Annotated in this window: 21 protein-coding genes; 6 read left to right on the top strand and 15 right to left on the bottom strand. The window is 64.2% G+C overall.

Translation table 11 applies throughout. The annotated features are described in order from the left end of the window. Positions 1-152 precede the first annotated feature (152 nt). Positions 153-1,016, bottom strand: a complete 864-nt coding sequence (locus CV_RS12180) for an AraC family transcriptional regulator (RefSeq protein WP_227590035.1) — start codon at positions 1,014-1,016, stop codon at positions 153-155. 94 nt (positions 1,017-1,110) lie between these two features. On the opposite strand from CV_RS12180, the gene CV_RS12185 reads away from it, so the two are divergent. From CV_RS12185 to rnk, 5 genes are all read left to right on the top strand, one after another. Beyond that, positions 1,111-1,536: an organic hydroperoxide resistance protein gene (locus tag CV_RS12185; protein ID WP_011136040.1), complete on the top strand. Its 426-nt coding sequence runs from the start codon at positions 1,111-1,113 to the stop codon at positions 1,534-1,536. A gap of 335 nt (positions 1,537-1,871) precedes the next feature. Beyond that, entirely contained in the window at positions 1,872-3,062 is a 1,191-nt protein-coding gene (locus CV_RS12190) for a vWA domain-containing protein (RefSeq protein ID WP_043596199.1), read from the top strand. 123 nt (positions 3,063-3,185) lie between these two features. Beyond that, complete coding sequence (locus CV_RS24270; protein WP_254894274.1) at positions 3,186-3,320, top strand: hypothetical protein; 135 nt, start codon at positions 3,186-3,188, stop codon at positions 3,318-3,320. Between the two features lie 172 nt (positions 3,321-3,492). Beyond that, complete coding sequence (locus tag CV_RS12195) at positions 3,493-4,350, top strand: flagellin (RefSeq protein WP_011136042.1); 858 nt, start codon at positions 3,493-3,495, stop codon at positions 4,348-4,350. 161 nt (positions 4,351-4,511) lie between these two features. Continuing rightward, entirely contained in the window at positions 4,512-4,916 is a 405-nt protein-coding gene (rnk, locus tag CV_RS12200; RefSeq protein ID WP_011136043.1) for a nucleoside diphosphate kinase regulator, read from the top strand. A gap of 54 nt (positions 4,917-4,970) precedes the next feature. On the opposite strand, the gene CV_RS12205 is transcribed toward rnk, so the two are convergent. The 7 genes from CV_RS12205 to CV_RS12235 all read right to left on the bottom strand — a co-directional run bounded on the left by CV_RS12205 (position 4,971) and on the right by CV_RS12235 (position 13,555). Further along, a complete protein-coding gene (locus tag CV_RS12205) occupies positions 4,971-6,107 on the bottom strand; it encodes an HD-GYP domain-containing protein (RefSeq protein WP_011136044.1) in 1,137 nt (378 codons plus the stop codon). Beyond that, positions 6,104-9,190: a hybrid sensor histidine kinase/response regulator gene (locus CV_RS12210; RefSeq protein WP_052278825.1), complete on the bottom strand. Its 3,087-nt coding sequence runs from the start codon at positions 9,188-9,190 to the stop codon at positions 6,104-6,106. Before CV_RS12210 ends, CV_RS12205 begins: the two co-directional genes overlap by 4 nt. Before the next feature lie 157 nt (positions 9,191-9,347). Then, positions 9,348-9,923, bottom strand: a complete 576-nt coding sequence (locus tag CV_RS12215) for an HD domain-containing protein (protein ID WP_011136046.1) — start codon at positions 9,921-9,923, stop codon at positions 9,348-9,350. Between the two features lie 57 nt (positions 9,924-9,980). Further along, positions 9,981-10,589, bottom strand: coding sequence for an alpha/beta hydrolase (locus CV_RS12220; RefSeq protein WP_011136047.1), 609 nt, complete (start codon positions 10,587-10,589; stop codon positions 9,981-9,983). Further along, positions 10,589-10,897 carry a (2Fe-2S) ferredoxin domain-containing protein gene (locus CV_RS12225; RefSeq protein WP_011136048.1) on the bottom strand — a complete coding sequence of 103 codons (309 nt, stop codon included), beginning with the start codon at positions 10,895-10,897 and terminating at the stop codon, positions 10,589-10,591. Before CV_RS12225 ends, CV_RS12220 begins: the two co-directional genes overlap by 1 nt. A 12-nt stretch (positions 10,898-10,909) precedes the next feature. Next, a complete protein-coding gene (gene dnaB / locus CV_RS12230) occupies positions 10,910-12,316 on the bottom strand; it encodes a replicative DNA helicase (RefSeq protein ID WP_011136049.1) in 1,407 nt (468 codons plus the stop codon). 75 nt (positions 12,317-12,391) lie between these two features. After that, positions 12,392-13,555 (bottom strand): NAD(P)/FAD-dependent oxidoreductase, encoded by a 1,164-nt coding sequence (locus CV_RS12235; RefSeq protein ID WP_227590036.1) that lies wholly within the window; start codon positions 13,553-13,555, stop codon positions 12,392-12,394. A 123-nt stretch (positions 13,556-13,678) separates the two neighbouring features. Between CV_RS12235 and sodB the strand changes: the two genes are divergently transcribed. Further along, on the top strand, positions 13,679-14,257 hold the full coding sequence (gene sodB / locus CV_RS12240; RefSeq protein WP_011136051.1) for a superoxide dismutase [Fe]: 579 nt from the start codon (positions 13,679-13,681) through the stop codon (positions 14,255-14,257). Positions 14,258-14,312: 55 nt separating this feature from the next. Here the strand turns inward: sodB and CV_RS12245 are convergent, their stop codons facing one another. From CV_RS12245 to CV_RS12275, 7 genes are read right to left on the bottom strand one after another with little or no spacing between them, the layout of a single operon-like run. Further along, on the bottom strand, positions 14,313-15,518 hold the full coding sequence (locus tag CV_RS12245; RefSeq protein ID WP_011136052.1) for an EAL domain-containing response regulator: 1,206 nt from the start codon (positions 15,516-15,518) through the stop codon (positions 14,313-14,315). A gap of 2 nt (positions 15,519-15,520) precedes the next feature. Then, positions 15,521-16,600, bottom strand: coding sequence for a protein-glutamate methylesterase/protein-glutamine glutaminase (locus CV_RS12250; RefSeq protein WP_011136053.1), 1,080 nt, complete (start codon positions 16,598-16,600; stop codon positions 15,521-15,523). Beyond that, positions 16,597-17,448, bottom strand: coding sequence for a CheR family methyltransferase (locus tag CV_RS12255; protein WP_011136054.1), 852 nt, complete (start codon positions 17,446-17,448; stop codon positions 16,597-16,599). Before CV_RS12255 ends, CV_RS12250 begins: the two co-directional genes overlap by 4 nt. Before the next feature lie 15 nt (positions 17,449-17,463). Then, positions 17,464-18,003: a chemotaxis protein CheW gene (locus CV_RS12260; RefSeq protein WP_011136055.1), complete on the bottom strand. Its 540-nt coding sequence runs from the start codon at positions 18,001-18,003 to the stop codon at positions 17,464-17,466. A gap of 11 nt (positions 18,004-18,014) precedes the next feature. Continuing rightward, positions 18,015-19,679: a methyl-accepting chemotaxis protein gene (locus CV_RS12265; protein ID WP_011136056.1), complete on the bottom strand. Its 1,665-nt coding sequence runs from the start codon at positions 19,677-19,679 to the stop codon at positions 18,015-18,017. Positions 19,680-19,709: 30 nt separating this feature from the next. After that, a complete protein-coding gene (locus CV_RS12270) occupies positions 19,710-21,875 on the bottom strand; it encodes a chemotaxis protein CheA (RefSeq protein ID WP_011136057.1) in 2,166 nt (721 codons plus the stop codon). Then, positions 21,865-22,185 (bottom strand): STAS domain-containing protein, encoded by a 321-nt coding sequence (locus tag CV_RS12275; protein ID WP_011136058.1) that lies wholly within the window; start codon positions 22,183-22,185, stop codon positions 21,865-21,867. Before CV_RS12275 ends, CV_RS12270 begins: the two co-directional genes overlap by 11 nt. Positions 22,186-22,189: the final 4 nt, after the last annotated feature.

Consider the following 22,189-nt stretch of genomic DNA (forward strand, 5'->3'; position numbering starts at 1 on the left):
GTAATTATCCTTGTTGATACCAGCCAAACAAACGTTTAGAGCCTGTACTCTAGTCAAGATTAGCACCAGCCTGCCCTACTGTCACCATGCCCGCATGTCATGCCGCTCCGCTTCGACCACCCTGCCTGGGCGCCCGCAGTCAGCCACGGACATCAATCCGCGGCCAGCGCTTGCCGCCACGCCCGCGGCGTGACGCCGCATTGCGCCTTGAACGCTCTGGACAACGCGGCTTCGCTGCCGTAGCCGACCTCGATCGCGATCATCTTCAACCGCTTTCCCTGCCTCAATGCCTGCTGCGCCAGCCTGATCCGCCAGCCTTGCAGGTAAGCGCCGGCCGTGCAGCCGACGATGTCGCGAAAGTTGCCGGCGAAAACGCTGCGCGACATTCCCGCGATGCCAGCCAGCCTCGCCAGCGACCACTCCCGCGCCGGCTGCTCGTGCATCGCCGCCAGCGCTTTTCTCAGCTTGGAATGCGCCAGGCCCGCCAGCATGCCGGCGCGCAGCTCGCCAGCTTCAAGCAGATGCCGCAGCAATTGAACCAGCACGACCTCGAACAGCCTGTCGACCACGACATGCCGGCCGCAATTGTCGCTGAACGCTTCGTCGAACAGGGTCGCCAGCACAGCTCCGGCGCCGGCGATGCTGTCCAGCGGCAGGAAAACGACCTCCGGCAATGCCGCCACGATGGGGTTCTCCGCTCCGCCATCGAAATGCAGCTCGGCGCAGACCAGATCGGCCCGGTTCCGCTGATCCGGCACGAAGCGGCGCGGCATACGGCGCGGGTAAAACAGCAGGCTGGGCACGTTCACCTCCAGGCCTGCCGATCGCCCCGAATGGATGACATCCAGCCTCCCCGCCCGGATCAGATGCAACTGGCCGCCTTCGCCTGACTGGGAAAAATCCGTGACGCCGCACAGGGCGCCGGAATGGAACATTCGCGCGCGAACCGGAAAGCGACTCAGCAACGCATCCAGCCTGTCGACACATGCCTCAGCCACATCAGGACTCCTTATCAAATTTTCAGGATCCTATGCAGCTTATCGTCATTTTGCTTGGCATAAAGTTTCTCCAGCCAAACGGCTTAAGCCCACCAACCATCAGGAGCACATCATGTCGATTGAAACCATTCTGTACCGGACCCAAGCCACCGTTTCCGGCGGCCGCGAAGGAAACGCCGAATCTTCGGACGGCGCGCTGAAAGTCCAATTGTCCACGCCGCGGGAGCTCGGCGGCGCCGGCGGGCCCGGCACCAATCCCGAACAGCTGTTCGCCGCCGGTTACGCCGCCTGCTTTCTCGGATCGCTGAAATTCGTCGCCGCCAAGCGCAAAACGACGCTGTCGGCCGACGCCAGCGTGAGCTGCGGCGTCGGAATCGGCACCCTTCCCAGCGGCTTCGGCCTAGAAGTCGAGCTGCAAATCCGCCTCCCCGGCCTGAGCGACGAGGAGGCGCGGCAACTGATCGAACAGGCTCACATCGTCTGCCCCTATTCCGATGCCACCCGGGGCAACATCGACGTACGCCTGCGCCTGGCGTGAGCTTCGCCTAGCAATCCAGCCATAGCGAGCCATGGCCGCCTTGACCGCCTGCAGTCCCGGCGTAGCGCGCAATGTCCAAACCGCTATCGACACCCTGCACCACAACGGCGGCCCGTGGCAGGAAGCGCCGCATCCCGCCGCGGCGAACCTGGCGCCGACCAGCGCGCCGAGGCACTGAAACTCCGCCCTCGCTGCGGGATGCCGCCGCGCCAGAATCCGATCCGGATTCGGCGCGGCTCATCATCGCCGTAACGCCAGGCATGTCGGGGATGCCGGGACATAGTATGATTCGCGACAGGACATCCCTCGTTTCGAACTCTTGCCCTAGCCTTCACATGCTGATCGACTTTTTCTACGCGCTGCGCAATGCCGGACTGCCGGTTACCCTGAAAGAATTCCTGCTGCTGCTGGAAGCGCTGCAACGCAACATTGCTTTCGGCAGCCTAGACGAGTTCTATTACCTATCGCGCGCGGCGCTGGTGAAAGACGAAAAACACTTCGACCGCTTCGATCAGGTGTTCGGCCATCATTTCAAAGGCCTGGAATTGGCGCTGGACGACTTGCAGCGCGCGATTCCCGAGGATTGGCTGCGCAAGCAGGTTGAGAAATACCTCAGCGAGGAGGAGAAGAAAAAACTGCAGTCCATGGGCTGGGACAAGCTGATGGAAACGCTGCGCCAGCGTCTTGAGGAACAGAAGGAAAGACACCAGGGCGGCAACAAGTGGATAGGCACCGGCGGCACCAGCCCATTCGGCGCCTGGGGCTACAACCCGGAAGGCGTGCGCATCGGCCAGAACCAGTCCCGCCATCGCCGCGCGGTGAAAGTCTGGGACCAGCGGGAATTCCGCAATTTCGACGACAAGGCGGAACTGGGCACGCGCAACATCAAGCTGGCGCTGCGCCGACTGCGCGAATTCGCCCGCGACGGCGCCGAGGAAATCCTGGACCTGGACGCCACCATCGCCGCCACCGCGCGCAAGGGCGGCATGCTGGACCTGAAGATGCAGCGGGAACAGCACAACAACGCCAAGCTGCTGGTGCTGTTCGACGTGGGCGGCTCGATGGACGACCATATCCGCGCCTGCGAGGAACTGTTCTCCGCGGTCAAGGCCGAGTTCAAGCATCTGGAGTACTTCTATTTCCACAACTGCGTGTACGAATCGGTGTGGAAAGACAACAATCGCCGCCAAAGCCAGCGCTTCCCGACCTGGGATCTGATCCACACCTTCGGCCGCGACTACAAGCTGATCTTTGTCGGCGACGCCAGCATGAGCCCGTACGAAATCACCTTCCCCGGCGGCAGCGTCGAACACATGAATGAGGAATCGGGAGAGACCTGGCTGAAACGGCTGCTGGAGCATTTCCGCCATGCGGTATGGATCAATCCGCTGGAGGAGGCGCACTGGGATTACACGCAGTCGGTGGGCATGATACGCCAGCTGATGGGCCGGAGGATGCGCCCGATGACGCTGTCCGGGCTGGACCAGGCGATGCGGGATCTGAAAAAAACTGCCGCGCCCGCTTGAAATTTTAACGTTGACTCACAAATTTCCCCTTGAGTCGCCGGCATGTTGTAGCCCAGAATGAAGTCGAGGGGCCGCAGCACAAATCCGAAACCGGCCTCAGAATCAGCCACGGGGAGCCATACCATGCAAATCCTTCTTATCGCCGCCCTAGCCGTCGCGGTCGTCGCTGTCGCCAAGTTGCTGGCTGCCCCGGTACAACAGCAGGCCAAGCTGGTGCCCATACGCATCCGCGATGATGAGCCTCGCCGTCGTCGCTGATTGATTGCAGATTTGAGTCCAAGCGCGTCCATGACGCGCTTTTTCATTGCCAGCCCCAAAAGCCACACGATTCGACACAGTCGTTTAAGAAATGGCGCTTGCCCGGACAAGTTGTTGTTTCTAAACTAGATAGGCGTTATTGCATTCAACGGATTCGCGGCGGAGAAACATCATGGCGCTGACAGTCAACACCAACCTGGCCTCCCTGGCCGGGCAATACCAGCTGAACAAGACCCATAACGCCACCAAGCAAACGCTCGCCCAGCTGAGCTCGGGCTCGATGCTGAACAGCGCAGCCGACAACGCCGCCAATCTGGCCATCGCCCAACAGTTGCAAGCCCAGATCAACGGCAGCAACCAGGCGATCAACAATACCAATGACGGCGTGTCGATGCTGCAGACCGCAGACTCCGCGCTGAGCCAGTTGCAGGACAACACCCAGCAAATCCAGGACCTAGCCATACAAGCCGGCAACGGCGCGTTGAACGCGAGCAACCGCCAGGCGCTGCAGCAGCAGGTGGACCAGCTGACGCAGTCCAATTCGCAGATCATCCAGAGCACGCAGTTCAACGGCACCCAGCTGTTGAACAATAGCAATGCCAGCACTTTCCAGGTCGGCCCCAACGGCACCGCCAGCAACCAGATATCCGTGCCCGGCATCGACCTGACCGGCGCGCCCGCCAGCGGAGGCCTGAACAGCTATAACGCCAACCTGGCCGCCACCAAGACGATAGACATCACCACGCAGGCCAACGCGCTGGCCGCGCAGCAAAGCGCGACAAGCGACCTCAACACCATCGGATCGCAACGCGCGACGCTGGGCGCGGTCAGCAATAGCTTCGACGCCGTGGTGAACAATCTGCAGAACTCCAGCCTGAATACCGCCGCCGCTCAAAGCAGGATCAGCGATACCGACTTTGCCGCCGCGACCGCCCGATTGACGGCGCAGCAGATTCTGGGACGCACCGCCGCGGCCACGCAGGCCCAGGCGAATATCGCGCCGCAAGCCGCCCTATCCTTGCTTGGCTGAGCAACTTTACGGAAAAGTTCCCGGCAATGAGAGAAAAATAATTCCAATCCTCTCTTGTTTTACAGCCTTTGATTCCATTATCATCGACAGCTGAATCCCTCCGGGATTTGTCCATCGGGCACCGCAAGCGGTGCCCTTTGTCCATTTGCAAGGAGCTTCATATGTCCGCCACGCCGGCAATCACCGTTTCCTCCCTCGACTACGACAGGCTGGCCGCTTTGCTGGAGAACTGCGAGCACGACCACCCGGTCGCCGGCCGCCTGGAGGCGGAACTCGAGCGCGCCGACGTCGTGGACCCTCAAGCGATGCCGTCCAACGTGGTCACCATGAACAGCTCCGTCCGCATCCGCCTGGGCGACGGCCAGGAAAAGCAGCTGACGCTGGTCTATCCCCGCGACGCCGACAGCGAGCAGGGACGCATTTCCGTCCTGGCTCCGATAGGCGCGGCCCTGCTCGGCCTGTCCACTGGCCAGAGCATGCAATGGCCGACGCCGTCGGGCCATACGGAGCTGACCGTGCTGGAAATCACCTACCAGCCCGAAGCCGCCGGCGAATACCACCGCTAGGCTCGCAATCCGGCTTTTCCCATTTATCGCTACGCTCCTGAACCCGCGCGGCGTTCAGCCGCGCTCGGCCGCCACACTGGCGTCGACAACATCCGCATCAGAGTAAAGCCGGGCGATTTCCCGGAATTGCTCGGCAACCTGCAGGAAAGCCTTCACCACCGCGGGATCAAAATGCCGGCCGCTGTCGTCGCGTATGATCCCCACCGCCTTTTCATGCGAAAACGGCGGCTTGTATACCCGCCGTGAAATCAGCGCGTCGTACACGTCGGCGACGGCCATCAGCCTGGCGGACAAGGGGATGGCTTCCCCCGCCAGCCCCTGGGGATAGCCGCTGCCATCCCATTTTTCCTGATGGCAATAGGCAATTTCGCGCGCCAGTCGCAGAAAGCTGCTGGGCGCGTCCAGCATTCGCTCCGCTGAGGCGATGGTATCGCGCCCCAGCACGGTATGCGTTTTCATCACCTCGAACTCTTCGGGCGTCAGCGGCCCCGGCTTCAGCAGAATGTGGTCCGGAATCCCCACCTTGCCTATATCGTGCAACGGCGCCGATTTGTACAGCAGCTGCACGGTTTCGTCGCTGAGCTGGGGCCGGTAGTTCGGATGGTTGCGCAGCTCAAGGGCCAGCGCGCGGACATAATTCTGCGTGCGGCGCAGATGGTTGCCGGTCTCGTGGTCGCGCGTCTCCGCCAGCGAGGCCAGCGCCATGATGGTGACATCCTGTATCACCTGCACTTCCCGCGTGCGTCGCTCCACTTCGGTTTGCAGGAAGGCCGCTTTGTCCTCCAGAAAGTCGGCTACCGCCTTGGCTCGCAGATGGGTGCGCACCCTGGCCATCATGATGGGTGGCGACACCGGCTTGACGATGTAGTCCGCGGCGCCGGCATCGAAGCCGGCCTGCTCGTCCTCAAGCTCGCTCATCGCCGTCAGGAAAATCACTGGAATCGACTCGGTGCGCGGATCCGCCTTCAGCCGGCGGCAAACCTCCAGCCCGCCGAGCCCCGGCATCATCACATCCAGCAGCACCAGGTCGGGCAGCGCATCGCCTTCGACGATCTGCAAGGCGCGTTCTCCGCCATTGGCGATCAGCGTCCGATAGTCCGCCTTCAGCAAACCGTACATCTGGGTCAGGCTCTCTGGGCTGTCGTCCACCAGCAGCACGGTCTGACGCCCGGCTGCGTTCGCATCGCTCATCTCGTGTCCTCCGGCAGCTTTTTGCCGCAAGCTCTCGCCAGCTCGCGCAGCGCGCCCAACGCGGAAACGAAATCGAAACGGTTCAGCGCTTGCTCGAAATCAGCGCATGCTCCCTCCGGAAAGCAGGCCCGGATGCGCGGCGCATGCTCAAGAAAATATCCCAGCGCGTCGCCGTCCCCAACCGCCAGCAACGCGGCCAGGCGTTCGAGCAGCGCGTCATCCGGCCTGGCGCCGGACGCGGGCTGCCCCAGTTCCGCCAAACCGGCCCGCAGGGCGCCCACCACTTGCCCCAACTCCATTTCCAGCTCCACCAGCAAATCTTGCCAGCTTTCGCGCGCCCGGAGCGCCATTTCCAATCGCATCGCCGCGCTTTGCAGATCGACGAAACCTATGCTCCCGGCCGCGCCCTTCAGCGTGTGCGCGATGCGCTCCGCCGTCTGGAAGTCACGCTCGCCCAAAGCAAGGCCCAAACGGGTGGCCGCGCCGGCCTCCTCATCGACGAACTGTCTGAGCAGATGCAGGTAGAGCTGTCGATTGCCGGCTACGCGGCGCAGACCCGCCAGCTGGTCCAAGCCGTCGATCTGCGGCAGCGGCGTCTGGTCGGCGGCAGTTTCGGCTTCGCGCCCCTGCGGCGCCCCGCTTCGCCGCACCCAGCGCGCCAGGGTGGAGAATAGAATATGCGGGTCGATGGGCTTCGCGATATGGTCCACCATGCCCGCCGCCAGACAGCGCTCCCGCTCCTCCACCAGCGCGTCCGCCGTCATCGCGATGACAGGCAGATCGATGAATCCCGGCTGGGAACGTATGCGTCCGGTGGCCTCTATCCCGTCCATCACCGGCATCTGCACGTCCATCAGCACCGCATCGAAAGCCTTGGGACCATAAGCCAGCAGCTTGTCCAGCGCCGCCTGCCCGTTCGCGGCCACCGTAATGGTCGCGCCCGTGCCTTCCAGCAGCTCGATCGCGATCTGCTGATTGATGCGATTGTCCTCCACCAGCAGCAGGTGCGCGCCATCGAAGCGGGGAAGCTGGTCCGTCTCATCGAACAGCGACAAGCCGCCGCTGCGCCCGAAACCGAACACCTCCAGCAGCACATCGTACAGTTGGGACAGATTGACTGGCTTGACCATGAAAGCATCGCAGCCGGCGGCGCGGGCCTTGACCCGGATTTCGTCGCGCCCGAAGGCCGTCACCATCACGATGCGCATCTTGCGGCTGACCTGCCGCATTCTGCGCACCGCTTCCAGGCCGTCCATTTCCGGCATCATCCAGTCGACGAAGGCGACGTCGAACGGCTTTTGCAGGCAATCCTGCCGCACTTTCGACAAGGCCTCGTGGCCGTTCAAGCATCCCTGCACCTCGAAACCCAGCTGTTTCAGTTGCGCGCACAGGACGTCGACGGCCGACTGGTTGTCGTCCACCACCAGCACGCGCAAGCCGCGAATTTCCTTGGGCAGCGACTGCCGGCGCGAATCCGTTTCGGCCGACACGCCCAGCCAGCAGCTGAAGATGAAAGAGCTGCCCCAGCCTGGAGCCGATTCCACCAACATGCTGCCGCCCATCAGCTCCACCAGCCTTTTCGCGATGGTCAGGCCCAGGCCGGTGCCGCCAAAGCGGCGCGTCGTCGAACCATCCGCCTGGCTGAAGGCCTGGAACAGCCGGCTTTGCTGCTCCTCGCTCATGCCTATCCCGGTATCGTGGACGCAGAACTTCAGCTGGACCTTGTCGCCTATGCGTTCGACCTGGCCGATGATGATGGACACCTGCCCCGTCTCTGTGAACTTGATCGCGTTGCCGGCCAGATTGGTCAGCACCTGCCCCAGCCTCAGCGCATCGCCGACCAGCCCCTGCGGCACGTCGCCCGCGGTTTCGAACAACAGCTCCAGCCCCTTGTCCGCCGCCTTCTGCGCAACCAGCGCCGACACGCCGTCCAGCACATCGTCCAGCCAGAAAGGCTGTGCCTCCAGCTCCAGCTTGCCGGCCTCCACCTTGGAAAAATCGAGGATGTCGTTGATGATGCCCAGCAGCGAAGTGCCTGCATTGTGGATCTTGCCGATGTAGTTGCGCTGCTGGTCGTCGAGATCGGTGCGCAGCGCCAGGTAAGACATGCCGATGATGGCGTTCATTGGCGTGCGTATCTCGTGGCTCATGTTGGCCAGGAACAGCGACTTGGCGCGGGTGGCCTGCTCGGCCATCTGCTTGGCCTCGCGCAATTGCGCGGAATTCTCGACCAGCCGCGCGTACAGCAAGCCATACTCCAGCAGCAGCACCATCAACACGAAGCTGGCAGCCATCAAGCCGTAAATACGACCGGCATAGAAGCCCAGGTCGAAACGGCCGGCGTTGAACACAACCGACAAGGCGATGTCGAAAACCCAGCTGACCATCACCACCATCAGCCACAAATCCAGCATGCTGCGCGGGCGGCGCAGCGCCACCGCGACCAGGGCCAGCATGCTCAGGCTCCAGACGCAGCTGATCACGCCCCACATCAGCGGAGAGTAGCGGCTGCCCTGCATGATCACCGGCAGCAAATCATGGCCCTTGGTGGCGAGCGCGCCCAGCGCGACCACCAGCAGCGCGGCCATGGAGGCTGACAGCGCAATGGTGCGCCCCGTGCCGGTCCTTGCAGCGCGGCCGCTTCCCAGCTGGCTGTAGAACAGCACCATCAGGGGGAAGCCGCTATGCCAGAACATGTACAGCCAGGCGGTGGTTTGTGGCCCGGAACCGAATAGCCCGTGCTCGGCGAACAGCCCGGGGAAGCTCAATGCGTGTACCACAGCCATCAAGGCGGTGAACAGGTAGGCGGTGGCCAGCACCTGCAGAGAGCGCAAGCGCAGAATGGCGAACTGCCCGAACAGCAGCACGGCGGTGACCAGGTCGTTGACCGCCAGCGCGGATTGGTACAGCGGGATGAAGGCCCAGATCTTGGGCAGCTGGATCTTGGCGAAGGGCAGAATGGCGAAGAAAACCAGCACAGACGCGGCTATGATGCCGAACGCCAGCCGGGATTGCCCGCGCGTGGGGGGCAGCGTGGACAGGAATTCGAGGCTATGGTCGGTCGTCGAATCTGATGGCTGCATAAACAACGTTCTCCGCGCTGCGGTTCCGGTGTCTGCCTGCCCGCGCTGAGATGGCGGCGGACGCGCCGGATTCCGCACCCGGCACCTGAGGTATAGCACAGCGATGGCGGCGACATATGCCGTCCGCCCGATTCAGACCATCAATATCGCCGCTCGCTCAGCCCAGCCAGCCGTGCGCCTTCGCCTGCTCCAGCCGGCCTTCCAGGTAATCCCACAGCGCAGGACAGCCGGCGCGTACCGGCGGACCGATGCGATCCACCACCTGCTGGTGGCGAATGCCGTTCTCGCGCCAGCTCTGCCCGCTGTTGGCCAGATTCAGCAGCACCGGCATCGCGCGGTCCGCCGCGTGGGCAAAACGCGCCTCGGCGGTCTCGCCGGCCTCGAACTCGTTCCACAGCGCCAGGAAACGGCTTCCCTGCGCCTCGGGCAGCATGCCGAAGATGCGGCTCACGCAGGCCAGCTCCTGCGCCTTGCGCTCCTCCCAGCCGCCTTCGGCATAGACGATGGTGTCGCCTGTCTCGATCTCGCCGATGTCGTGCACCAGCAGCATCGCCACCACGCGATCCATGTTGACCGGCTCCGCCGCGTAAGGCGCCAGCGAGGACGCCAGCAGCGCGATCTGCCAGCTGTGCTCGGCGGAGTTCTCGTAACGGTCGCTGTTCAGCACGCGCGTCTTGCGCGTCACCTGCTTGAGCTTGTCGATTTCCAATACGAAATCAATGATGTTCTGCATCTTGTTTTCTTTCTGTCGATACAAAAAAAGCAGACCGGAGTCTGCTTGTTCCGGCGCTTACCAGCACCGCTGAATCATTTGCGCCAGCTGCACCAGCCGGCCGTGGAAGAAGTGGCCGGCGCCCGGGAATACCAGCACCGGCAGGTTCTGCGGCCGCGCCCAGTCCATCACGGCGGACAACGGGATCACCTCGTCCTCTTCGCCGTGTATCACCAGCGTGTCGGCAGGCACCTCCGGCGTCGGGATCGGATACTTGCCGACAGCCACGCCCATCAGCAGCAGCTTGTCGGCCTCGATGCGGGCGCGGGCGCGCGCGGCGACGAAGCCGCCGAAGGAAAAGCCGGCCAGCGCCAGCGGCAGGCCCGGATGCTGAGATTTCGCGTATTCGACCACCGCGATCGCGTCGTCCACTTCGCCGTTGCCGTAATCGTGCTCGCCCTCGCTGTCGCCGACGCCGCGCAGGTTCGGGCAGTAACAGGCGTAGCCCAGCTGCGACAAGGCCTTAGCGGCGGTCTGCACCACCTTGTTGGTATGGGTGCCGCCCTGCAGCGGGTTGGGATGGCAGATCACGGCGACGCCGGCGGCCTCGCCCTGGGCCGGCACGTAGATGGTGTCCAGCACGCCGACCGGACCGGCGACGCCGACTTTGTTCATCGCTTTCAGCATCAGATCTTCAGCCTTTCCACCACGCGGCCGTGGACCATGTGTTCGCTGACGATCTCATCGATGTCATCCTTGTCGACGAAGGTGTACCAGGTCTCTTCCGGGTAGACCACCATCACCGGGCCGTCGTCGCAGCGCCCCAGGCAGCCTGCCTTGTTGACGCGGATCTTGCCTTCTCCAGCCAGGCCCAGCGCCTTGACCTTGTCCTTCATATAGCCCAGCAGCGCGCTGGAGCCGTGGTTGTTGCAGCAATCCTGGCAGGCATCGCGTTGGTTGCAGCAGATGAATACGTGCTTGTCGAAAAAGCTCATGGAATGTCTCGCTTAGCTGTCGCTGTCCGCCCAGCCGGCCGCGCCGACGCTGGCGGCGTTGTCGAACTTGGCGTAATGGCCGATGAAGGCCAGCCGCACCGCGCCGGTCGGGCCGTTACGGTGCTTGCCGATGATGGCCTCGGCCAGGCCCTTGTCGGGCGAATCCGGATTGTAGTACTCGTCGCGGTACATGAAGATGATCAAGTCGGCGTCCTGCTCGATGGCGCCCGATTCGCGAAGGTCGGACATCATCGGCCGCTTGTTGGGCCGCTGCTCCACCGCCCGCGACAACTGCGACAGGGCGATCACCGGCACCTGCAACTCCTTGGCCAGGCCCTTCAGGCCGCGGGAGATTTCGCCCAGCTCGGCCGTGCGGTTGTCGCCGCGGCCGGAGCCCGACATCAGCTGCAAGTAGTCGATCACGATAAGCCCAAGCTTGCCGCCGTGCTGGCGGGCCAGGCGTCGGGCTCGGGCGCGCAGTTCCAGCGCGGTCAGCGCCGGGGTTTCGTCGATGTACATCGGCGCGTCGGACAGCTTGCCGATCGCGTAGGTGAGTTTCTGCCAGTCGTCGTCGCCCAGCTTGCCGGTGCGCAGCACATGCTGATCCAGCCGGCCCACCGAGCCCAGCATACGCATCACCAGCTGCGCGCCGCCCATTTCCATCGAGAACACCGCCACCGGCAGGTGGGTCTCCACCGCCACGTGCTCGGCGATGTTCATCGAAAAGGCGGTTTTACCCATCGACGGACGGCCGGCGACGATGATCAGGTCGCCCGGCTGCAGGCCGGAGGTCTTGGCGTCCAGATCGATGAAGCCGGTCGGCACGCCGGTCACTTCGTCCGGGTTGTCCCGGCTGTAAAGCATGTCGATCCGCTCCACCACTTCCTTCAGCAGGCCCGGCATTTCCAGAAAGCCTTGCTTGGACTTGGCGGTGGATTCGGCGATCTGGAACACGCGGCCTTCGGCCTCGTCCAGCAGTTGCGCGGCGTCGCGGCCCATCGGCGCGTAGGCGGCCTCGGCGATCTCGGTGCCGACCTGGGCCAGCTGCCGCATCACCGAGCGCTCGCGGACGATCTCGGCGTAGCGGCGGATGTTGGCCGCCGACGGCGTGTTCTGCGCCAGCGTGGCCAGATAGGCCAAGCCGCCGATCTCGGCCAGTTCGGCGTTCTTGTCCAGCGCCTCGGCCACCGTCACCACGTCGGCCGGGCGCGCCATCTCCACCAGCTTGGCGATCTGCTTGTACACCAGGCGATGGTCGTGGCGGTAGAAGTCGGCCTCGGACACCACGTCGGCGATCTTGTCCCAGGCGCTGTTGTCCAGCAGCAGGCCGCCCAGCACCGACTGTTCGGCCTCGACCGAATGCGGCGGTGTGCGGATGGCCGCCATCTCGCTGTCGAAATTCTCGTACTGTTCTGTCATGTAGACCCGGAAGGCGCGCCCGAAAAGGCGCGCGTAAGGCAAAACGCAATTCTAACCCGAAACAAACCGGGCCGCTCAGCAGTTCATCCCCGCCACGTAGCCGGACGACCACGCCCACTGGAAGTTATAGCCGCCCAGCCAGCCGGTGACGTCCACCACTTCGCCGATGAAGAACAGCCCTGGCGCGTCGTTGGCCATCAGGGTCTTGGACGACAGCGCCTTGGTCGACACGCCGCCCAGCGTCACTTCCGCCTTCTTGTAGCCCTGGGTGCCGTTGGGCTTCACGCACCAGCGGTGCAGCTGCTCGGCCAGCTGGCGGCGCTGCCTGGACCCCAGGTCCTTGATGCGCTTGTTCAGGCCGACGCGGTCCAGCCAGGCGTCGGCGAAACGCCGCGACCAGCCCAGCTCCGTCAGGGCGTTGGCGATCAACTGCTCGCTGTCGCCCTTTTCCTCCAGCCAGCGCTCGGCGTCGCCGTCCGGCATCAGGTCCAGCAGCAGCTCCATGCCGGGCTGCCAATAGGACGATACCTGGAGAATGGCCGGGCCGGACACGCCCTTGTGGGTGAACAACACGTTCTCGCGGAACTTGCCCTTGCCCGCTTTCGCCTCCACGTCGAGCGACACTCCGGCCAGCGGCGTGAAGATCTCGGCGTCCTCCACATGGAAAGTCAGCGGCACCAGCGCCGGCGACAGCGGTGTCACCGCCAGGCCGAACTGCTCGGCCAACTGGTAGCCGAACGGCGTCGCGCCGATCTGGGGGATGGACAGGCCGCCGGTGGCGACGACCAACGACTGGGATTCAAAGCGGCCGCGGCTGGTCTCGACGGCGAAACCGCCCTCCTCTTTCCTGGACACGCGCTGTATCGCCGTTTCCATCCGGCGGTCCACCCCGCCCCGACGGCACTCTTCGTCCAGCATGGCGATGATGCGCTCGCTGCCGTCGTCGCAGAACAGCTGGCCCAGCTTTTTCTCGTGGTAGCCGATGCCGTGGCGCTCCACCATGGCGATGAAGTCCTGCGCGCTGTATTGGGCCAGCGCGGAACGGCTGAAATTGGGATTGGCCGACAGGTAGCAGTCGAAGCGGGCGTTGACGTTGGTGAAGTTGCAGCGTCCGCCGCCGGAGATGCGGATCTTCTCCGCCAGCTTGGCCGCGTGGTCCAGCAGCAGCACGCTGCGGCCGCGCTGGCCGGCCGTCGCCGCGCACATCAAACCGGCCGCGCCGGCCCCGATGACAATCACATCAAATTGCAAAAACTTATCCTTATCATTTTAGTCAACTATTGGCCACGCAGAACATATTCCAGTAAACTGCGGTCAAAGCCTCCGCTTATGCGGATTACTCTACTCAACAAGGAGAGCATAATGGAACACAAACTGCCTGAACTGCCGTACGCGCTGGACGCTCTGGCGCCGCACATCTCCAAGGAAACCCTGGAATTCCACTACGGCAAGCATCATCAGACCTACATCACCAACCTGAACAACCTGATCAAGGGCACCGAGTTCGAGAACGCCTCCCTGGAAGAAATCGTCAAGAAATCCTCCGGCGGCATCTTCAACAACGCCGCCCAGGTGTGGAACCACACCTTCTACTGGTTCGGCCTGGCCCCGAACGCCGGCGGCCAACCGACCGGCGCGCTGGCCGACGCCATCAACGCCAAGTGGGGTTCGTTCGACGAATTCAAGAAAGCCTTCACCCAGACCGCCATCGGCACCTTCGGCTCCGGCTGGGCCTGGCTGGTGAAGAACAGCGACGGCAGCCTGGACCTGGTATCCACCAGCAACGCCGCCACCCCGCTGACCACCGACAAGAAGCCGCTGCTGACCTGTGACGTGTGGGAACACGCGTATTATATCGACTACCGCAACAGCCGCCCGAACTATCTGGAACACTTCTGGGCGCTGGTGAACTGGGACTTCGTGGCCAAGAACTTCGCCTGATCCCCCGCGCGCGTTGTGCAAAAGGGCCCGTCGGGCCCTTTTTTCATGCCCGCGCTCAGTGGCCGCTGTCCCGCATCCACTGCATGAACTGGTCGAAGGGCAGCGGGCTGCTGTGGTAGTAGCCTTGCGCGATGTCGCAACCCAAAGCGGCCAGCTGCTGCCAGTCCTCCCTCGTTTCCACCCCCTCCGCCACCGACAACAGCTGCAATTTCTGGCACATCGCCACCGCCGAGGTCAGGATGGCCAGTTTCTTGGGACTGCTGGCCGCGTCATGGACGAATTCCCGGTCTATCTTCAGCTCGGTGAACGGACTGCGCGACAGCTGCTTCATCGACGAATAGCCGGTGCCGTAATCGTCCATCGCCAGGCCGAATCCGTTCAGCCTCAGCCTCGCCAGCGTGCCGAGCGAGGCGGCCAGGTTGGACATCAGCGAGGTTTCCGTCACCTCCAGCGCGATGCTTTCACTGGGCAGGCCGCTGGACTTCACGATGGAAGTCATTTCATCCACCAGGCTGGCATCGTCGAGCAAGGGCACCGGCAGATTGATCGACGCGTGCAGCCCCGGCCGCAGCGCCAGGAACTGCTTCATCGCGGCGCAGACGTCGCGCAGGAACTGGTAGAAAAAGCGCATGGCCAGCTCGCCCTCTTCCAGGTGATGGACGAATATCGCCGGCGACAGCACGCCGTATTGCGGATGCTCCCAGCGCACCAGCGCCTCCATGCCGAACAGGACGTCGTCCTTGATCGACACCTTGGGCTGGTAGTACGGCACCAGCTGGCGCTGCTGCAGCGCATGGGCGACATCCTCCTTGCTCACGCTCAGCTTGCTCACCGACTCGTCGGTCCCGGACCATTCGGGATTGTAGCCGTCCAGCACCCGGCTCAACTCGGCCAGCTTGAGCGGCTTGGGAAAGACCGCCAGCAGATTCAGCTCCGACGCGTCCACCACGCCCTGCACCGTGTCCAGCACGTCCCGCGGCACGCCGCTCATCACCGCGACGAAGCGCACCTTGCCCTGCAGCTTGCCGGCAATGCTCTCCAGCAGCTTGACGCCGTCCATATAGGGCATGTTGAGGTCGGTCACCACCAAGTCCACCCTGTCCAGCGCGGCCAGCTTGTTCATCGCATCCAGGCCGTGCTCGGCCTCGTGGACCGTGCCGAAGCCGATTTCCTCCAGCAAACCCACCGCCAGCAGCCTGTGGGTGGCGGAGTCGTCCACCACCATCACGGACCGATCTTTCCACTTGTCCAGATACCCCATGATCAGCCCCTGATGCCTGCCAGCATGTGGGCGATGCGCTCCAGCGACATCACCTCGTCCACGCCGCCATGATTGATCGCCTCGGCCGGCATGCCGAACACCACGCAGGACTCTTCGTCCTGGGCGACGGTGCGGGCGCCGGCGTCATGCATCTCGCGCATGCCGCGCGCGCCGTCGTCCCCCATTCCGGTCATGATCACGCCTATCGCGTTGCCGCCCGCGCACACCGCCACCGAGCGGAACAGCACGTCCACCGACGGCCTATGGCGCGACACCAGCGGCCCGTCCTTCACGTCGGCCACGTACTGCGCACCATTGCGCTTCACCAGCAGATGTTTGCCGCCCGGGGCGATCAGCGCCACGCCGGAAATCAGCCGGTCGCCGGTCTGCGCCTCCTTCACCTCCACCCGGCACAGCCGGTTCAGCCGCTCGGCGAAGGACGCGGTGAATTTCTCCGGCATGTGCTGCACCACCGCCACCCCGGGACAGGTGGCGGGCAGCTTGGGCAGCAGGTACTCCAGCGCCTGGGTGCCGCCGGTGGACGTGCCGATGGCGATGATCTTCTCGGTGGTCCGGTATTTTTCCAGGCCGGACGGCGCTTCCAGCACCACGTCGGCGGTCAGCTTGGGCGCCGGCGGCGCGTGCTCCGCCGCGCCTTGCGAAATGCGCTTGACCACGCCCATCTTGGCCCTGGCCGCGTCGCGCACCTCCTGCACCAGCTCCTTTGCCGCCTCCAGCAGGAAGGCCCGCTGGTTGAGCGCCGGCTTGGTGATGATCGCCACCGCGCCGGCGGCCAACGCATCCAGCGTGATGCGGGCACCTTTCTCGGTCAGCGACGAGCAGATGATCACCGGCGTCGGCCGCTCGTCCATGATCTTGCGCAGGAAGGTGAGGCCATCCATCCGCGGCATCTCGATATCCAGCACGATCACGTCCGGCCAGCGCTGCTTCATCCGGGTCATCGCGAATATCGGGTCGGGCGCGGCGCCCAGCACTTCGATGTCCGGCGCGGAAGACAACATCTGGGACAGCACCTCGCGCACCACCGCGGAATCGTCGACGATCAGCACGGAAACGCTCATCTTGCTCCTCCACTTTTCAGACGCGAAGCCTCGAACCGGTAGCGCGACGGTTCTTCCTGCGCCAGCGGCAGATCCAGCTTGTGCAGGGATTCGGAATGGCCGATCAGCAAGTGGCCGCCGTCGCGCATCCGGGAGCATACCCGGGACAGCACGTCGCGCTTGGTGCCCTCGTTGAAGTAAATCAGCACATTGCGCAGAAATACAATGTCGAAATCATTCTGCTGGAACCGGTCGCAATGCAACAGGTTCAACTTGGAGAACTCCACCCGCCGCGCCAGTACCGGCGCCACTTTCACCATACCCTCGTACTCGTCGTGTCCTCTCAGGAAGTATTTCTGCCACAAGAGCGGCGGCGTGCGCCTGACCCGGTCAAGCGGGTAGACGCCGCGCTTGGCCGCAGCCAGCACCTTGGTGTTGATGTCGGTCGCGCACACCTTCCAGTTGCCGGCCAGCCCCAGCGACTCCGCCAGCACCATGGCGATGGTGTAAGGCTCCTCGCCGGTGGAGCTGGCTGCCGACCAGACCCTGACTCCACCTGGACGTTGCTTCTGCAGCGCCTGAGCCTGCTGTTCGAGCCAGTGGAAATGCTGAGGCTCGCGGAAAAAATAGGTCTCATTGGTGGACAGCAGATTCACCGCGCGCTGCCGCTCGGCATGGCCCATCGGATCCGACAACAGTTTCCAGTAAGCGGAATAGCTGTCCAGCCCCAGGTGGCGCAAGCGCTTTGACAAGCGGGACTGAACCAGCGAGCGCTTGCTGGCCGGCAAGTCTATGCCCGCCTCGCTGAGGATGAACTGCCGGAATCGGGCGAACTCCGCATCGTTCAGCACCGGGTCAGAACTGTGCATGTTCGCCCTCCCGCATCAGGCCACCTCGGCGTCGTCGCTGAAATGCTGCAGCGCCACCGATTCCGCCATCGCGCTCAACTCCGTCACCGACAGCGCCTGCTGGACATTGAGCAGGATGGCGAAGCGCTCGTTGATGGTGGCGATGCCCTGGATGAAGTCGCCGCGTATGCTGACGCCGAAGGTCGGCGAAGGATCGATGTCGCTGTCCGGAATCTCCAGCACCTCGCACACCGCGTCCAGCAGGATGCCGACATCGTTGTAGCCGCCCTCCAGCCCCGGCAGCGACAGGATGGCCACGCAGGTGGAGGGTTTCAGCTCGGTCGGCCCCCTGCCGAAGCGTATCGACAGGTCTATCACCGGCACCACCGAGCCGCGCAGATTGATGATGCCGCGCACGAAATTGGGCATCATCGGCACGTGGGTGATGCCGTCGAGCTCAATGATCTCGCGGATGAAGTTGATCTGGATGCCGAACAGGTCCTCGCCCAGGATGAAGGTAACGCAGTGGAACTTGCCGCCCTGCGCCGCGCCTGCCGGATCGGAACGCTCGCTCATGGCCATGCTCCTCAGTATTTGGAAAACTTGCCGTCGTCCACTTCTTCATCGAAATCTTCGTCGAAGGCGTGGGCGGACGGCGGCGGGGCCGCCTTGTGGCCGCTCCCGCCCTGGCCGCCATGCCCGCCGGAATGCATCATCACGCTCTTGCGCGCATTGCGGGCGCTGCGCAGCTTGAACTGCTGCATCAGGTCCTGCAGCTGCATCGCCGCCGAGCTGAGCTCTTCCGAGGTCGAGCTCAACTCTTCCGCCGACGAAGCCGACGATTGCATGCCGGTGCTGATCTGCGATACCGCTGTATTGATCTGGTCGATGCCGGTGCGCTGCTCGCGCGAGGCGGCGGAGATTTCCTGCACCAGGGAGGCGGTCTGGTCTATGCCCGGCAGCATGTCCTGCAATTGGACGCCGGCGCGCTCGGCGACGCTGACCGACCGTCCGGCCAGATCGCCGATCTCCCTGGCGGCCACCTGGGAGCGTTCCGCCAGCTTGCGCACCTCCACCGCCACGGTGGCGAAGCCCTTGCCGTGCTCGCCGGCGCGGGCCGCCTCGATCGCGGCGTTGATCGCCAGCAGGTCGGTCTTGTTGGCGATGTCGTTGATCACGGTGATGCGCGAAGCGATTTCCTTCATCGCGTGCACCATGTCGCCCACCGCCTTGCCGCTCTCGGTGGCGCTGTCGGCCGACTTGGACGCGATGCCCTCCGTCACCCGGGCGTTGTCGGCGTTCTGGGTGACGGTGGAGGCCATTTCCTCGACCGAGGCGCTGGTCTCCTCCACGCTGGACGCCAGCTCCGACGCCGTCTGCGCCAGCGAGCTGGCGGTGGAGGCCACCTGTTCCGACGCCGCGCCTATCGACTCGGACATCGAACTCACCTCGGCCAGGGTGTCGGACAACCGGTGCGCCATGCCGCGAATCGAGTACAGCAGGCTGCTGTTGTCATTGGGGCGCAGCTTGATCGGCACCGCCAGGTCGCCGTCCGCCACCCGCGACACCACCTGCATCGCGTAGGACGGGTCGCCGCCCAGCTGGCGCAGTATGCTGCGGATGATGGCCAGCGCCAGCAGCACGGTCACCACCAGCGCCGCGACGCCTATCGAAATCATCAGGTTGCGCGCGCTCTCCGCGCTGGCCGCCGCCTCGTGGCTCAAATCCTTCATTTGCTGCGCCTGGAAAGCGCCCATTTCGTCCAGGGCCGTGATCAGCGTGTTGTTGGCCGGGGCGAATTCCTTGAGCAGGTAAGTGACCGCCTGCGCGTGGTCCTTGCCCAGCAGCGCGTACAGTTCGCCGTACTTGAGATTCAGATTGTCGCGGGCGGACACGATCTTGTCGTACAGCTCGCGTCCTCTGGTCGTGTCGATCAGGCGGTCCAGCTTCTGCAGCAACTGCTTGTTATCGTCGCGCAGCTTGGCGATCGACTGCTTGGTCTTTTCGATTTCGGCCGGCTCCGTCAGCAATAGCAGGTTGCGCACGTAGCGGCCGTTGTTCAGCGTGTTCTGCATGATGTCGTTGGACAGCGACACCTTGACATAACGATCCGAAACGATCTCGTTGGTATTGGCGCTCATGGCCACCATGCCGCGTATGCCCACCAGCAGGATGGCCAGCATCAGCAGCAGAATGATGCCGTAGCCTATCGCCAGCTTGATGTGGACCTGCGTATTGTGAAAGGAAGTCATGTTTGTCTCCTGGAACCCCGAATGTAGGTCTTATTGCTTGTCGCCCAGCAATGCCTCGGCGTTTTGCCTGATCAGCCTGCGCTCGCGCCGGCAGGCGTGGTGTATCAACTGCGGAATGTCCAGCACCAGCGCCGGCTTGCCGTTGCCGAGAATGGTGGAGCCGCTGATGCCGCGCAGCGACTTGAAGATCTCGCCCAGCGGCTTGATCACCGCCTGCACCTCGCCCATCAGCCTGTCCACCACGATGCCGGCTCGATGCTCGCCGTAATGGACGATCACGATGTACTCCGGGTGGGCGGCCGGCGGCAGGCCGAACAGCTCGCGCAAGGACACGAAGGGCAGCCAGTCGCCGCGCAGATTGACCTGGCGCGCGCGCTGGCTCATCGCCCCCTCGGGCATGTCCACGCACTCGATCATCATGTCCAGCGGCATCACCAGCGCCGACTCGTTCACCTCCACCCGGAAGCCGTCGATGATGGCCAGCGTCAGCGGCAGGCGCAGGCGGAAGGTGGAGCCGACGCCCGGCTGGGACTGGATTTCGATTTCGCCGCGCAGCGCCTCGATATTGCGCTTGACCACATCCATGCCGACGCCGCGGCCGGACAGATCGCTGACCGCGTCCGCGGTGGAGAAGCCGGGCAGGAAGATCAGCTGCAGCGTTTCCTGATCGCTGAGCAGGCGGCCTTCGGCCACCAGGCCGCGCTCGATGGCCTTGGCCAGCACTTTCTCGCGGTTGATGCCGCCGCCGTCGTCCTTGACCTCGACCACCACCGACCCTGCGTCGTGATAGGCGTTCAGCGTGACCGTGCCCTGTTCCGGCTTGCCGGCGGCCCGGCGCTTCTCGGCCGACTCCAGCCCGTGGTCCACCGCGTTGCGGACGATGTGCATCAGCGGGTCGGTCAGCTTCTCCACCATGGACTTGTCGATCTCGGTGTCGCCGCCCTTGATCTCCAGCTGAATGGCCTTGTTCAGTTGTTTGGACACCTCGCGCACCATGCGCGGGAAGCGGCTGAATATCTCGTCCACCGGCACCATGCGCAGCGTCAGCGCGTCGTCGCGTATGCTTTCCACCAGCGTGTTGATCACGGCGACGGACTCCAGCAATTCGCCGTCGCCCCGGCTCTGCGCGATCAGCTTGGTGCCGGCCGAGGCGATCACCAGTTCGCCGACCCGGTTGATCAGTCGGTCCAGCTTGCTGGCCTCGATGCGGATGTACTGGCTGTCGCCGCGCCCGCTCCGCGCCGGCGCGCCGCCGACCGGCGCCTGGGCCGCGGCCGGGACGGCCGATTGGGTATCGGGCGCTGCGTCTTCGACCGGATCCGTCACGTCGCCGTTGCGGATGCGCTCCGCCTCGTCCGGCGTCAAGGCGCCGCGGGCGAGCCAGCGCTCCAGTTGCTCCTCCAGCGGCTCGCCCAGCGCTTCCGCTTCGGCCAGGTAGTCAGCCAGCGGCGCGTACGGCGCCAGGATGCCGATGTGGCTGTCCTCGGCGATGAATTCGAAGGTATCCGCGATGCGTTGCCGGCCCTCCTCCGTTTCCAGCGCCAAATCGAAGCCGATGAAGCACTCGGTCACGTCCAGCAATTGCGGCGGCGGCCAGCTCCGCCAGACCGGCGTCACGTCTCGCAGCGTGCCGAAGCCTCCCAGGTAACGCACAAAGGACAGCGGGTCGAAGCCGTGGCGGAACGTGTCGGGATGGAAACGCAGCGACAGCTGCCAATACGGGCTGCCGGTCTCGACGTCACCGCCGCCCGCTTCCGCAGCCACCGGCGCATCGCCCGCCGCCACGGCCGGCCCGGCGCTCGCTCCGCCCTCCTGATAGCGCCTCAGTCCCGCCAGCAGCGGCTCGCCTTCCGGCAGGTCGCGCTGGGCCATTTGGTCGCTGACCGCGCTGGCGTCCAGCAAGCGCCGCAGGTGGTCGTTGCAGGCCAGCAGCAGCGTGATCAAATCGTCGCTGAGCGCGACCTGGCCCGAACGCAGCCGCTCCAGCACGTTCTCCATCACGTGGGCGAAGCGGACCAGCGCGTCCAGACCGAAAATGCCCGCCGACCCCTTGATGGTGTGGGCGGTGCGGAACAGCAGATTGTAGGTTTCATCCCCCGGAGGATGGGCGACCGGATCCAGCAGCGCCGACTCCAGCCCGTCGCACAGCTCGCGCGACTCTTCGAAGAAAACCTCCCTGGCCTTGCTAAGATCCATCGCCAGCCTCTCCCTGTCCGCCGCCGGCCTTCGGCGCCAAACCCATCCATCCGCCCACCTCGTCCAGCAGAGGATTGCCGGCGGCGATGGCCATTGTTTTCTCCAGCCTGGCGGCCTCGGCCAGCAGGATGCAGAGCAGTTGCGCGCCGCAGCCGTCCAGTTCGGTCAGGCCGGACAAGTCAAGCGCCACCCGCTCATGGTTGAGCAGGCCGAGCAGTTCGTCCTGCATGTCCTCGGCGGTGAAAATCGTCAGCTCGCCATCCAGCGCCGCCAGCGTCGTTTCGCCATCCTGTCGCAGTTGCAGCCCCATCTCG

This window comes from Chromobacterium violaceum ATCC 12472 (genome assembly GCF_000007705.1).
In the GTDB taxonomy this organism is placed as follows: domain Bacteria; phylum Pseudomonadota; class Gammaproteobacteria; order Burkholderiales; family Chromobacteriaceae; genus Chromobacterium; species Chromobacterium violaceum.

Coding starts and splice junctions, on each gene's coding strand:
- CV_RS12265 (WP_011136056.1), bottom strand. CDS start 19,679: ATGACTTCCTTTCACAATACGCAGGTCCACATCAAGCTGGCGATAGGC.
- CV_RS12220 (WP_011136047.1), bottom strand. CDS start 10,589: ATGCTGAAAGCGATGAACAAAGTCGGCGTCGCCGGTCCGGTCGGCGTG.
- CV_RS12255 (WP_011136054.1), bottom strand. CDS start 17,448: ATGCACAGTTCTGACCCGGTGCTGAACGATGCGGAGTTCGCCCGATTC.
- CV_RS12270 (WP_011136057.1), bottom strand. CDS start 21,875: ATGGATCTTAGCAAGGCCAGGGAGGTTTTCTTCGAAGAGTCGCGCGAG.
- CV_RS12210 (WP_052278825.1), bottom strand. CDS start 9,190: ATGCAGCCATCAGATTCGACGACCGACCATAGCCTCGAATTCCTGTCC.
- CV_RS12260 (WP_011136055.1), bottom strand. CDS start 18,003: ATGAGCGAGCGTTCCGATCCGGCAGGCGCGGCGCAGGGCGGCAAGTTC.
- sodB (WP_011136051.1), top strand. CDS start 13,679: ATGGAACACAAACTGCCTGAACTGCCGTACGCGCTGGACGCTCTGGCG.
- CV_RS12190 (WP_043596199.1), top strand. CDS start 1,872: ATGCTGATCGACTTTTTCTACGCGCTGCGCAATGCCGGACTGCCGGTT.
- CV_RS12275 (WP_011136058.1), bottom strand. CDS start 22,185: ATGGGGCTGCAACTGCGACAGGATGGCGAAACGACGCTGGCGGCGCTG.
- CV_RS12185 (WP_011136040.1), top strand. CDS start 1,111: ATGTCGATTGAAACCATTCTGTACCGGACCCAAGCCACCGTTTCCGGC.
- CV_RS12195 (WP_011136042.1), top strand. CDS start 3,493: ATGGCGCTGACAGTCAACACCAACCTGGCCTCCCTGGCCGGGCAATAC.
- CV_RS24270 (WP_254894274.1), top strand. CDS start 3,186: ATGCAAATCCTTCTTATCGCCGCCCTAGCCGTCGCGGTCGTCGCTGTC.
- CV_RS12215 (WP_011136046.1), bottom strand. CDS start 9,923: ATGCAGAACATCATTGATTTCGTATTGGAAATCGACAAGCTCAAGCAG.
- CV_RS12225 (WP_011136048.1), bottom strand. CDS start 10,897: ATGAGCTTTTTCGACAAGCACGTATTCATCTGCTGCAACCAACGCGAT.
- rnk (WP_011136043.1), top strand. CDS start 4,512: ATGTCCGCCACGCCGGCAATCACCGTTTCCTCCCTCGACTACGACAGG.
- CV_RS12205 (WP_011136044.1), bottom strand. CDS start 6,107: ATGAGCGATGCGAACGCAGCCGGGCGTCAGACCGTGCTGCTGGTGGAC.
- CV_RS12250 (WP_011136053.1), bottom strand. CDS start 16,600: ATGAGCGTTTCCGTGCTGATCGTCGACGATTCCGCGGTGGTGCGCGAG.
- CV_RS12245 (WP_011136052.1), bottom strand. CDS start 15,518: ATGGGGTATCTGGACAAGTGGAAAGATCGGTCCGTGATGGTGGTGGAC.
- dnaB (WP_011136049.1), bottom strand. CDS start 12,316: ATGACAGAACAGTACGAGAATTTCGACAGCGAGATGGCGGCCATCCGC.